This is a genomic window from [Flexibacter] sp. ATCC 35208 (assembly GCF_001975825.1).
Lineage (GTDB): Bacteria > Bacteroidota > Bacteroidia > Chitinophagales > Chitinophagaceae > Chitinophaga.
Genome location: NZ_MTKN01000037.1, coordinates 26,772 through 38,791 on the forward strand (window position 1 = coordinate 26,772; position 12,020 = coordinate 38,791).

Genomic DNA, 12,020 nt, shown 5'->3' on the forward strand with positions numbered 1-12,020 from the left:
GATTAGTTTGATAGGGTGATCGTATTCCAGCCTTCTTTAGCGGCAAATACCTGCTGTTGGCTTTTTCCACTATTATCCAGGTATTGTATTTCGAGATGCATATGCTGTGTGGTGGCATTCTTCAGGCCAAAGAAGATATCAGTTGTGTTTCTGCCTGAATGGCCATTGCCACCATCGACAAAGCTGGTTTGCTTTAACTGGGTGCCTTCATATAAACGGACAATGGCGCCAATGGCGGGTCTTAAACAGGAATCATTTACCGGTAGCAAAACCCTTAAGCCGATAAAACCATTCTTACCTTTGTAGTTGTTCTGGTAGTAATAGGAAGTCTCCCATTGGTTGGCGACTACAAAGTCCAGGTCTCCATCATAATCCAGGTCACCCACTGAGATGCCACGGGATATCTGTGTATCATCCATACCCAGTTCAGCAGCGAGATCATAGAATTGACCGGATGCGGACCTGACAAAAAAAGGATGGTGATAATGCCCGGACAGGTCATCTCCCAGCTTGAAATTGGGCCATGAAGCCGGGTAGGCCAGCAGATCATCATTACCCAAAGCGAGCTCCTGCAGCTCCGGCCAGCGATCGGCAGTACCTTTCATAAAACCGGTTGCCTGAATGGCTTCGTTGACACCATCATTGTTGAAATCTCCCAATTTCGAATCCCATCCCCAGGAACTTCTTGATAAACCCAGTTCTTCACTTTGGTTCACGAAGGGCGCAATGCCTTTGTTGAATTTGTCTATCTCACCAGTGTTGATGAAAGCAAAATGCGATTCCTCCAGTGCATATTCAGCGGCAATATTGCTGACATAGATATCCAGTAAGCCATCGCTGTTGATATCGCCGATGCCGGCGCCCATTCCTTTATATGAGTCCTTGCCTAAAACGCTGGAAGCAGTAGTAGTCAGTTTACGTTCACCATACAGTAGCTTAAATTTTAACCGGCCGGGAACAGACTGGTTCAGCAGGAATTTATCCGGACCAAAGTCATTGGCCAGGTATAATTCGGGCAGCATGTCACCATTAAGGTCAACAGCAGCAACAGCCAGTGTCCAGTCTTCCGGGTTTTTAATACCATCAGACCATGTTTTATCTTCAGTAAAGACAGCGTTTTGCAGTTCAACACCTTTACACAGGAAGAAGTGATTTTTCCCGCCATTTGCTGCTCTTGACATGGAATGCTGCATGGTCTGGTCCTGGTCAGGTGCTACATTGTCCAGTACACGGGAGCCATCAGGGAAGTAGTTGGTGATGAGGATATCCACTTTGCCATCGCCGTCAAAATCAGCGAGTGTAGCTGCATTGGAGAACCATCTTTCACCGCTTGTCACCAGTTCCGTCTCTTTGAAGCCAATGTTGTCAGCGTAGAAAATAACAGGCGTTCTGCCCCAGTAATAGACGAGTATATCGGTTTTGCCATCAGCATTGAAATCATAAGTGAGGGAGCCCATTGGGGCCATTGTAGCTGAGTCATAAGGCAGGAGCTTTACATCCAGTCTTACAGGTGGCTCCCGTTTTTTGATAGAAGAGATGAGCACCGCATCAAACCGGGGGTCTACGTGGATGATATCATCACTGCGACCATCATTGTCGAGATCAGCAATCGTCACCGCAGCACCTACAGAAGAGATCCATGCGGCTATATCTTTATATTGCGGGTGTACATCCCGGATTAATTTCGGCGTTCCTTCCGTCACAGGCAGGTCCATTCTCGAAAAGGAGAAATCAGCGGCCAGCGTTGTTCTTTCTGCTGGTGTAAGCTGTGCTTTTCTGGCAAAAATGAAACATACACAAACGACGATGACGGCCAGTGCTTTGATCAGGTAATTGTTAATCATATTAAGCGATTAGGGTCTTTGAGTATAATTCTTCAGCGATCATTTTTCTCCAGGAATAGTATTGCGTAAAAGCATCCTGTTGCGCATCCACTTTCAGCAGTGCCCGGTCAGTTATTTCTGCTACAGAGGACAGGCTATAACCAGTGATAGCGGTAATGGCGTTATTAGTATCTGCGGTGACCGTTTCAGCCCTTTCCCTGGCTTTGGCAGCAAATGCTACACCCTGTAAAAGGAAAGGCAGATGGGAGCCCGTATGCTCTTTTAAGCGCTGTAATTCGGCTGGTTGAGCACCGCCGGCATATACAGCAGCCAGTCCAACACCAGCCCACAGATCGGCATGATAAAGGGCAGGGAATGCATAGAGCGTTTTTGCCACGTTATCTACCTCTGTACCGCAGGTGAACCAAAGGGCACGTCCTACACCCTGATAAAAAACATGTGTGGCAGCCTGGGAGAGTTTAGGCAATATTTGCTGCCGGATTATTTTTTCAGTTTTAAAATAGGCTTCGTGGAATCCATATCCATCGATGATCAGCCATCTTAAGAGGGGATCATAACGGGATAATATGTTTTCTACATGAAAAGGCAGTCTGGCATAAGCCCATCCTATACCAACATGCAGCATATATATATGATGGTTGCCTTTACCACTGAGAAAATCAGGAATGCACTTGTTCTGTTTGGCTTTAAAAGCATCTTTCACAGCCATGCCCATAGCAGCACCTTCATAGGAAAAACCTCTGAACAGGTTTGTCTTCTGGTCCAGCGATCGGCATAACACGGCCTGGTCATCAATATCCAGGCAATGATGGTATCCATCCAGGAAAGCAATACCTATATTTTCCAGTAAGCTGGCAGCATGGGCATCCTTTACAAAAAATCCTCTCTTTTTCAGGGAGGCTTCTTTGTAGGATACCTTGAACAGGTTGTAGATCATAGTTTTTCAATTCTTTTTAACAGCTCAGATGGTACATTCAGCACGCCTGCGTTTACAATACGGGGCAGCATTTTAATTTTCCAGACAGGATCCTGGCGGAACACCGTTTTAAACACATCGAGGGCACGATCATCCATGCCTTTATTAGCCAGTTCTACAGCATACCAGAACTTCATCTCGCTATTGCCGGGATTTAATTTTTCAGCCTTATTAAAGGCTTCATCAGCAGCGTCGGGATCGTTTTTTTCCAGGTAGTAGTATCCCAAATTCACAGCATCGTAGGCAGTTTTAATGATATAGATCCTTTTCAGTTCTTTGATGGGATCGGGGTTATCTTCCACCCTGATATCAACTTTACGGTCTAACCATATTTTTCCGGTAGGCTTCTTTCTTACAACGAGCAGGCAGGCTGATTGCTTTCCCCGGATATCACCACCGGCGGCTTGAGCGGCCTCCAAAGCAGCGATCATTCTAGCGGCCAGCGGACCATCCGTTTGTTCATAAGCAGCAGCCATCATTTTCCACACGTCTTTACTTTCAGCGGTATTTGCCTGAACGGAGTAAAACCTACCCTGCTGATGACCGGCTTCCGCTACGCACATTTTACCTGTACTGACAGCGATATTGCCATTGGTATCGAGAATAGCCAACTGTCTTATATCTCTGGCAGGATCTGCCTGCAACAGTTTGTGCAATACACTGTCTGGCGATATACCCTTTTTCAGCAAGGCCAGGCCATTAGGCCCAAAGCCAATATTCACCACAGCCTGTGTAGCGATAATCCCGGCCCCGGCTTCACCCCATGCTACAGTAGTACCTACTGAGAACCAATGGGACTGAACAGCTATACCCATATCTCCTGTTTCCGGATCAAATGCTACAATCGAGAATGTATGCGCAAAAGGTTCTTCATTAATGTATTGTCCATGCATCCATTGAGGATGTATGAGCAGGTACATACAGATGAACAACACATGGAATCTGTATTTCAGCATAGGAATTAATCAAGCAAGTAAGGATTTCATTTTAAAGGCCAGTCCCATACTCCCGTCAATGTTGATTTTCCCCTCCATCAATGCCAGTATGGGATTGAGCTTTCCGCTTTTCATTTTATAAAAGGTGTTCAGATCCGTTTTAACGACACAGTTTGCCTCAACATCATCCTGGCTAATAATATTTTTTTCCCCTGTACCGTCAATAAGGAAGATATGTTCTCCCATTACAAGCTTCATTTTAGCTTGAATGGGATCCATATCTTCTACCTGAACTCTCATCTGGTCGAAGATTTCAGTTAATTCCATTAAATTTATTTTATGCTGCGCAAAAGATGATTTCGATGTTATTATTTTTTGTAACCAGGTTATTACTTTCTATCTGGTACAGGTTAGCGCTTGTGGCAGAGAATGTTTCCAGTTGTGAGCAGGCCCTGGCAGATGCATCTTTGATGGCTAACTCACCATCGAAATAAATATTATACTCGAAATTCATTTCCATTGTAGAAGGGAAGTCCTGGTTGAGGTAGTGGGATTTTACGCCACTTTTGAGGTTATTGGTTACTTCAAAACGAACTTCTTTACCTAGTAAATTGCTGTATGCGCTACCGTTCCAGCTATCGAGTGCGATGTCAATATAGCGGAGGCCATCACGTTTTTTTCCGGGGTTTTTAGTTGTGAAGTGGAGCGTGCCATCTAACACCAGTACTTCTGTGTGTCCATTCTTAGTGATGGCAAAAGTTGGATTTGTATTGGTGTAATAGGCGGCAGTCGTAGGGAATGTCTCCTGGGATTCGCCTATGGTAACTTTCATTTTTTCCTTTTTGGGGAAGGAGAATGCGCCAGGTACTAATGGGGCACCAGCAAGGAAGATGGCCATGTTTTTACCAAAATCTCTTCTTTTCATTTGTTTAAGATTTTAAGGATTAGACATACTCAATACATGATTGATAACGGAGATCACGTCTTTTAATAATGGCATGACGCCAAACGTTTCTTTCATTCCTTCAATCTCTATTCCCCGACGGGGTTCCATGATGTAGTGTCCATCGTTCTGCAGCACTTTGAGGTTGCGCTGAACAGTGTTGGCATACCACATGTTTTCGTTCATCGAGGGAACAAAAATTACCGGGGCCTTGGCAGCTACGATGGTAGTAGATATGAGGTCATCACAAATACCATTGGCAGCTTTTGCTATGATGTTAGCAGTAGCAGGCATTATCATGATGAGATCAGCTTCCTGTGTAAGTTTGATATGAGGCACGAGGGTATCATCACTTACATCGTAAGTGTTGGTAAATACTTCATTACCTGAATGTATTTTTAATGCATATGGAGTGACAAACTTTGTAGCATTATCTGATACCATGATGAAGACGCGTGCATTCAATTCTTTCCTTATCTGCAGGACATAAGAAGGCATTACAACCGCAGCGACAGCCCCGGTAATGCAGACTAAAATGGTCTTCAAAAATTCTGATTTACCTGTAAGAATGAATTTGGACTACATTAACAGGCGCAGGCAACTACATCAACAGTAGTGTCTTCTCCCAGTGTCATGCTTTTTCCGGCTACACGGAACATATCATTAGGCTTTGGCGGGAAGCTGTTGATCTGACCTTCAGCAGAGCCACTGAGGCCGGATTTGATTACTTCACCATTTACCATTACCTCGTATTCCATGTTGAATTCGAGCTTAGAAGGGAAGTCTTTGTTTAACTGAAGGGCAGTAACTTTACTATTGTCGCCCAGGTCTGTGATTCTGAATCCGATATCACAACCTAATAATTTGCTGGTAGCTTTTGCTTCCCAGTACTTAACATCCACGCCCACATGGCGGTTGCCGCCATCATTTTTTTTAGGGTCAGATGTTTTTACTTCCATTTTAGCATCAAAAACGAGAATTTCACGTTCCCCTTTACGTGTAATCAGGAAAATTGGATTGGAGTTGATAAGAAAAGTGTTTGCGGAAGGGAACATTACTTCATTTGAAGATGTCGACATACAAGTTGATTTAAAGTGTAAACAAAAAGGAGTAATAACCGAAAGGAGATGGGATCTACTTTACAGCACGTAATTCAATGGTTAATGAATTAGGGTACATATAGGTAATTATTAAGTTAGTTCGCTATGGGTTGTAAATGTAGCTATAGGTTGAATATATCCGAGCAACTTGGTAAATCCTTAAAGAATATACCTAAGTTAATTTTTTATTTTTAATAAAACAAGTTAGAACAACTAATATTTTTTCTGAGTAGATACAGGATAAAGTTATTTCATAAGTGCCAATTAGAGGTTTCCACCTATATGGTGTATAGTAGACAATACTTGACATAATCCGGGATTATTTCCCCCAAATCTGCTCAAAGCAGGAAATGAAATTTTACGTTGGGCTACCTTATGTACTCATGCTCAATTGTATCCTCTTTGATGAATAATGATCAATTTTTGATAATTCAATTCAAAGGGGAAAGGGGGGAAACTCAACCTGATGGGACCTGAAAATATAACGCTTAGCGATGTTGCACTTCGATTATCTTCTTTAACAGATAAACCTGTACGTTACAGACAGGAGTCCTTTGAGGAAATCAAATTCCGTTTAAACAATTGGGGAATTGGAGAAACAATACAAAACGAACTAATAGATCTATTTAAGGCCTTGGGTGATCCCAATGGCGCTTATGCTACTCCACGTACTCCCGAGGCATACACAGCTACCTTGTTTGATCAGTTTGTAATAAATAAGCTAATGCCGGTATTACTATAATTTTGAAGAATTTTTACTGAATAAAAAGGACTTTGTGGAGTGTTGAATGAACTTGCTTTCAGTACAGATACTTATTATTTGGGAAAGCTAAAAGAAGATGTGTATGGAAAGAATACCGTTGGTGATTATGATTTCTGTGGATACTATAATTAATGGTGGGTTGATAGGGGATGATACAATTGTAGCAGGAGTTGTCGCAGGTCGTATTCCGGTCAAATGGTGTGTCTTTGGTGTCAGAATGATTAGTAAATAAGGTGGGAAGCGGTTTTTTTGAGAAACGAAAATTACTGTAAATCAATGATTTGAAAGGTTGTAAAGTGCTCATCAGCGGTAAGTTATCGATTGCGCTGTGCAAAATCCTTGAGGTGGGGATTTATAAATGAAACACCTTGAAATTATCCGGCAGGTAATCAATTCTGCCCGACAAGGTCTAGTCAACTACTGGAAGCGAGTCTTGCGTAGTCATTATAGATGATGGCGCGAAGTGTAGACAGCGACTGCTGACGGTATGCTATTGAGACTCGAAACTGTCCTGAATGTTGAGGCTTTAGTTGTTCGAAATGCTTAAGCAACATCAAACCTGCGTTATTGACGATTAGGGGCGATTCGACCGGGGGCTAAGAACATATCAAAGGCAGACAGGGGTAGTCCGGGAACACAGGAGAGCCTAACGTCTCCCATTGAATGTCTGTTGTTTTTCAAATATACTCATTTGGAACCTTTGATTGCATGAGAATAAAGTAGTAATAAAATCGGCCGGAGTTGTGCTATTCGCTTAATGCGGATATCCCTAATCATTCTCTCTGTGGTAGCTAAAATTAAGGAAAAGCTAGAAAGAAACAGTTATTCGACTCCTGTGATCCTGACTTAGAAAAAAAAACTTGCATTTATGCAGGGCTTTTGTTTTAGCAAGTTCCAGGTAAGAGAAACTGATCAGTTTTTTTGGAGTGTTTGTTGATGTATATCAACTTTCTTAATAAGGAAAGGAAGTAAATTTGATTATTGATGTTATCTCCAGTAATGGAGCCGATTATCCAAAAAAACAAACTAAAATGGCAAGTAAAGTATTTAGCGAACTGGAAGAAATACATGTGGCTGCCTGGAATGAAAAAGATAGGGCAAGACGGGATGAGCTGCTTAAAAAGATCTATTCAGATGATATTAAAATGTATGATAATGAATTAATTCTCGACAGTTTAAAAGCAGTATCGGATTTTATTGGAAAGCTTATAGCTGAAGATCCTGCTTATAATTTTTCCGCAGCCAAACCTATTGAATCACTTCAAAACAGTGCAAGGCTTTTCGGCCACATTCAAACCAGTAAAGGAATGTTAAATAGTATGGACTTTTTTCTTATCGAGGATGAAAAAGTGAAACATTTATATGCTTTTTTGACGCCTGCGGACCATTAGGTCTGGATTATCGATTATTAAGTGGCGAATCTATAAATCCGAAGCGGGTGTTTCATTTAATTGAAGCACCCGCTTCGTGAATACATGATTTTTTATTAAGTAGTTTGTTCACCAATAGCCCACCGACTTTCTTTACGTATATTAAACCACATTTGAAGAAAAAAACGCTCTTTGGCAGGCCCAATAAATGCTTCTGTATGGAGTGTATCGCTATCCACGGGCATAATTTGAAAATCACCCTTTTTCATGGATTCAGGCATTTCCTTAATTTCACCATCAATTAGTAGTAAAACTGCCTAAAAACCTGCATGTGGATGAGGTTGACGTATATCAACGGATACCTATATGGAGGGCCTCGTTAATTTGGCAATATTTTTTAGATTTGTAAAATGGTTACAGCACTTCTTAACTATTTAATCAAACAATCGTCTACACCTCTTTCAGATGTGGATAAACAGTTAATCCGAAAGGCATTTGTACCTAAGCAGTTTAAGAAAAGGCAGTTCTTATTACAGGAAGGCGAAATATGCAAATACATTTCGTTTATCGTAAAAGGGGCGATCCGCCAATACACTGTCGACGATAAAGGAAATGAACGTGTACTGAATTTGGGTATAGAAAATTGGTGGATGTCCGACAGAGAAAGCTACCACAAACAATCGCCTTCTATATACAACATAGATGCCTGGGAAGAAACCCAAGTGCTAATGCTACCTAAACTAGATGGGTGGTATGATAAAGTAAATGCTATTCCTGCATTTTGTGAAATGCGGAAAAAACTGGACGATGCCCATCACATGGCAATGCAGTGCAGATTAAATTCTGCAATCAATAATACCGCAGAATATCGATATGATGAACTAGTTCAGAAATATCCAGAATTCCTGCAACGATTTCCACAACATATCATTGCCTCCTACTTAGGGATGACTAAAGAAACACTTAGCCGTATTCGTAACCAACAGCCCAAAACTTTACACCCGTAATACAAACATGCTGTTTTAAGTGTCTCGGTTGGTCATTTTTCTCAAAGAGAAACTTCGAACCACAGAACCGAATGTAATATTAGAGTTGATAAGTAGGCCCTCAGAGGGCTCAGAAGAAGAGAAAAAAAGAAAGGTCGGAGAATTCTCCGACCTTTCCATTAGTGTGCCCAGTAGCGGTAAGTTTTTTAACCAGGTGTGGTTGATAATTAATAAATTGTATCAGCTATTCATACTGAATATTCCTCATTTCCTATAAACTTGTATTTAAATTCTGCGTATTTAGCTCATTGTTTCTGCCGGCAAACTTGGGACACCCTGGTTTCGATCATTCATCCCCGCGACCTGTTATTGTGACTGGTTAAGATGCACAGGATAAAATATTGACGTCAGGTAGATCCCGGCATGTCCTTATATATGGATATTTATTTCCTGAAATGATCCTTGTCTTTGCGGCATAAATCATCAACAATACCCGATATAGAAAGAGTCATCGCCGTCTATGACAAAACAACCAAAGACTTCATTCCCCGGAAATGGCCTTTGTCTTAATGCTATTCTTTTCTCAGGCTTGTCACAGGGTTCACTAATGCCGCTTTAATAGCCTGGTAGCTGACCGTTAATATTGCAATTGTGACTGACAATAAACACGCAAGCGCGAATACCCACCAATGAATACTAACACGATATTCATAATCCTGTAACCATTTATACATACTCCAATATGATAATGGCGCTGCTATTAAAAATGAAATAATGACCAGCTTTACAAAATCTTTGGATAGTAAAGCCGTAATGCTGGTTACAGATGCGCCTAGCACTTTCCGCACACAAACTTCTTTTATCCTGTTTTCTGCCATATATGTAGCAAGGCCAAATAAGCCAAGGCAGGAAATAAAAATGGTAAGTCCTGCAAATAAAGCTGCTAAAATCCCCTGGCGCCGTTCATTATCGAACTTCTGCGCATAGGCTTCATCCACGAACTTATACTCAAATGGATAGTCTGGGTTATATTTATTGAAAATAGCAGCTGCCTTTTTTATATTTTCAGTAGTTGCGTTATTCCCATTTAGTTTTATCTGCATCACATTGAAGGTCATAAAGCGACTCTTAGCACCACATATCAATATGGGTCTTGTTCGCTCATAAGGGCTGGTAAGAATAAAATCTTTAATAACCCCTACAATATGCCAGTCAATGCCAAGGTCACTTACTACTTTACCAAGAGGGTCTTTGAACTTCATTACTTTCAACGATGATTCGTTTATGAGCAACCCTGTTGAATCGGAGGGGAATTTCTCCAAATCGAAATCACGGCCTTGTATAAATTGCAGGCCTGCTGTAACCCCCAATCCTTCATCAGATAAGTACCGATCGAAAGATGTCTTGTCATTTGGGTCTTTTCCTTCCCAGTCCTGTCCCCATCCATTACTCCACCTTTCAGTAAGGGGAGAATTTGTTTTTGTAACTGACTTCGCAATACCTGATTGAATCAATTCATTTTTTATCAATGTATAGTTCTTAGGTATATCTCCCGTCATGAAATGATAAACAAGATTGTCTTTATTATACCCAGTTGCCCGCTGACTAGCATAGTCTATCTGTTGTTTTACGATAATAGTACAAATAATAAGAATGATGGCACAGGTGAATTGCAATACAACCAGCGTTTTTCTTGGTGTGATGAATGCATTTACTTTTTTAAACGTACCTTTCAATACCTTAACGGGTTGGAAAGATGATAAAAAAAATGCGGGATAACTGCCGGCCAGTAAACCGGTGAATAAGATAAACCCGATAAATGCAATCCATGTATAGATATTACCAAAGTTTATGAATAGTTTTTTCTCCGTAAGCTGGTTGTAGCTGGGTAAGCTTATCTGAACAATAATGATAGCTGTAATGCCTGCCAGAAAAGTGATAAAAACAGATTCTCCGATAAACTGGGTTATGAGAGTGGTTTTTCCCGCACCCACTACTTTTCGTATCCCTACTTCCTTTGCCCGCTTTTCACTTTGTGCGGTACTCAGGTTCATAAAATTGATGCATGCAATCAATAATATCAGCCCCGCGATGATGCCAAATATTCTGACGAATGTACTACGCCCTCCGTTGTCTTCCACACCATTAGTGAAGCTTGAATGTAAGCGCCAGCGGGTAAGGGGATAAATAAACATTTCCCATTTCATCATCTTGGCTTCGCTACTGTAATGCTGTTTTAATTCTTTAATTTTAGTAGCGACAGCATTAAAGTTAGAATTTGGCTTTAGCAATACATAAGTACGGGTGCTGTTATCGTTCCAGCCTAATTCCTGTCCCTCTCCGTAATTTAAAGATGACCAGGGCAGTAAGTATTCAAAATTAAACCTTGTATTGTCAGGCAAATCTTTTAGAATACCCGTAACTGTGAAATTCTCTTTATTCTCAATTTTAATAATTTTCCCCATAGCCTCTTCATGGCCGAATAAACTTTTAGCTGTTTTTTCAGTGAGCACTATGGAATGCACATCATTCAATGCCGTAGAAGGATTTCCTTTCAGCATCGGAAAGCTGAACACCTGGAGAAAAGCAGTATCAACGGTAGCTCCCGACTTCATTATTTTTTTATCATCAACTGAAAAAAGGGAATTACCATTCATCTTTACTCTTACTGCGTGCGCTACTTCAGGTACATCTTTTTCAAGGGCAGGGCCCGTCAATGAGGCTACGGAATTCCAGCAGGTGATCTTACCTTCAATTGGTACGCGATTCCACACCTCGTATATCCTGTCTTTATGCTCATGAAACTCATCATAGCTTTCTTCGTTTTGTATCCACAGCATAATGAGTATTGCAGCAGCCATGCCAATTGCAAGGCCTATAATGTTAATTGCAGAAAAGCCTTTATTACGCAGAAGATTCCGGTAAATGAGTTTGAAAAAATTTCTAACCATGATATATCAATTCATTCGTTGAAATGTAACAAGCAGGATTTGGGGAAACTATAGGCCAAGACAATGCCAGATAATTATATGATTGATTTACAACTAAGTATAATAGTGTCATAAAAGCCGGCTTGTTCATTTTCAATTCGAAATCGTCCGAT

The 12,020-nt window shown here is 41.1% G+C and carries 13 protein-coding genes; 4 read left to right on the forward strand and 9 right to left on the reverse strand.

Annotated features, from left to right (window positions below; translation table 11 throughout):
- Window positions 1-2: 2 nt before the first annotated feature.
- Genes BW716_RS21585 through BW716_RS21615 form a run of 7 tightly spaced genes read right to left on the reverse strand, consistent with a single transcriptional unit; the run spans window position 3 to window position 5,777 of the window.
- Window positions 3-1,844, reverse strand: coding sequence for a VCBS repeat-containing protein (locus BW716_RS21585; protein ID WP_083725875.1), 1,842 nt, complete (start codon window positions 1,842-1,844; stop codon window positions 3-5).
- A gap of 1 nt (window position 1,845) precedes the next feature.
- The gene (locus tag BW716_RS21590) at window positions 1,846-2,781 is read right to left on the reverse strand and encodes a DUF1702 family protein (RefSeq protein ID WP_083725877.1); all 936 of its coding nucleotides are present in this window, start codon (window positions 2,779-2,781) and stop codon (window positions 1,846-1,848) included.
- Window positions 2,778-3,776, reverse strand: a complete 999-nt coding sequence (locus BW716_RS21595) for a DUF1028 domain-containing protein (RefSeq protein ID WP_083725879.1) — start codon at window positions 3,774-3,776, stop codon at window positions 2,778-2,780. Before BW716_RS21595 ends, BW716_RS21590 begins: the two co-directional genes overlap by 4 nt.
- A 9-nt stretch (window positions 3,777-3,785) precedes the next feature.
- Complete coding sequence (locus tag BW716_RS21600) at window positions 3,786-4,082, reverse strand: SCP2 sterol-binding domain-containing protein (RefSeq protein ID WP_083725881.1); 297 nt, start codon at window positions 4,080-4,082, stop codon at window positions 3,786-3,788.
- Between the two features lie 10 nt (window positions 4,083-4,092).
- On the reverse strand, window positions 4,093-4,680 hold the full coding sequence (locus BW716_RS21605) for a hypothetical protein (protein WP_083725883.1): 588 nt from the start codon (window positions 4,678-4,680) through the stop codon (window positions 4,093-4,095).
- Window positions 4,681-4,692: 12 nt separating this feature from the next.
- Window positions 4,693-5,244: a flavoprotein gene (locus tag BW716_RS21610; RefSeq protein WP_143708952.1), complete on the reverse strand. Its 552-nt coding sequence runs from the start codon at window positions 5,242-5,244 to the stop codon at window positions 4,693-4,695.
- 38 nt (window positions 5,245-5,282) lie between these two features.
- Window positions 5,283-5,777, reverse strand: a complete 495-nt coding sequence (locus BW716_RS21615) for a hypothetical protein (protein WP_083725887.1) — start codon at window positions 5,775-5,777, stop codon at window positions 5,283-5,285.
- A gap of 487 nt (window positions 5,778-6,264) precedes the next feature.
- Between BW716_RS21615 and BW716_RS21620 the strand changes: the two genes are divergently transcribed.
- The 3 genes from BW716_RS21620 (at window position 6,265) to BW716_RS21625 (ending at window position 7,952) form a co-directional block, all read left to right on the forward strand.
- On the forward strand, window positions 6,265-6,540 hold the full coding sequence (locus tag BW716_RS21620; protein ID WP_083725889.1) for a hypothetical protein: 276 nt from the start codon (window positions 6,265-6,267) through the stop codon (window positions 6,538-6,540).
- Between the two features lie 103 nt (window positions 6,541-6,643).
- Window positions 6,644-6,793, forward strand: a complete 150-nt coding sequence (locus tag BW716_RS36860) for a hypothetical protein (protein WP_179091219.1) — start codon at window positions 6,644-6,646, stop codon at window positions 6,791-6,793.
- 799 nt (window positions 6,794-7,592) lie between these two features.
- Window positions 7,593-7,952, forward strand: a complete 360-nt coding sequence (locus BW716_RS21625; RefSeq protein ID WP_083725964.1) for a glyoxalase — start codon at window positions 7,593-7,595, stop codon at window positions 7,950-7,952.
- Window positions 7,953-8,047: 95 nt separating this feature from the next.
- Here the strand turns inward: BW716_RS21625 and BW716_RS36865 are convergent, their stop codons facing one another.
- A complete protein-coding gene (locus BW716_RS36865) occupies window positions 8,048-8,200 on the reverse strand; it encodes a hypothetical protein (protein ID WP_179091220.1) in 153 nt (50 codons plus the stop codon).
- A gap of 141 nt (window positions 8,201-8,341) precedes the next feature.
- On the opposite strand from BW716_RS36865, the gene BW716_RS21630 reads away from it, so the two are divergent.
- Window positions 8,342-8,938 carry a Crp/Fnr family transcriptional regulator gene (locus tag BW716_RS21630; protein ID WP_083725891.1) on the forward strand — a complete coding sequence of 199 codons (597 nt, stop codon included), beginning with the start codon at window positions 8,342-8,344 and terminating at the stop codon, window positions 8,936-8,938.
- 551 nt (window positions 8,939-9,489) lie between these two features.
- On the opposite strand, the gene BW716_RS21640 is transcribed toward BW716_RS21630, so the two are convergent.
- Window positions 9,490-11,868, reverse strand: a complete 2,379-nt coding sequence (locus BW716_RS21640; protein WP_083725895.1) for an ABC transporter permease — start codon at window positions 11,866-11,868, stop codon at window positions 9,490-9,492.
- Between the last annotated feature and the right edge of the window lie 152 nt (window positions 11,869-12,020).